Annotated in this window: 1 protein-coding gene; it reads right to left on the reverse strand. The window is 72.0% G+C overall.

What is annotated here, in order from left to right; genetic code table 11:
* On the reverse strand, window positions 1-243 hold a 243-nt coding region (locus tag KVS67_RS12715), incomplete at both ends, for a hypothetical protein (RefSeq protein WP_217565520.1).

Here is a 243-nt window from a genome sequence, read left to right on the forward strand (position 1 = left end):
GTGCCCGGCGGCGCGCCCCACCTGCTCCAGCAGCCAGTCCCGCAGCCGCGCCGTGGAGACGCAGTCGTACCGGTTGTAGTCCTCGTTGTCGGCGCGGATCGCCCGCGCGACCTCGGTGTCTCCGGCCTCCAGCGCGGCGACGTACCGGTGGTACTCGGTGTCGCTGTCCGCCGCCGTCGCGACGCCGTCCTCCGCCCGGTGCTCCACCCCCATGTAGAGGGGCTCCAGCTTCTTGATGGAGTA

The sequence above is a fragment of the Micrococcus sp. GbtcB5 genome, from assembly GCF_019091605.1.
GTDB classification, from domain to species: Bacteria; Actinomycetota; Actinomycetes; order Actinomycetales; family Micrococcaceae; genus Micrococcus; species Micrococcus luteus.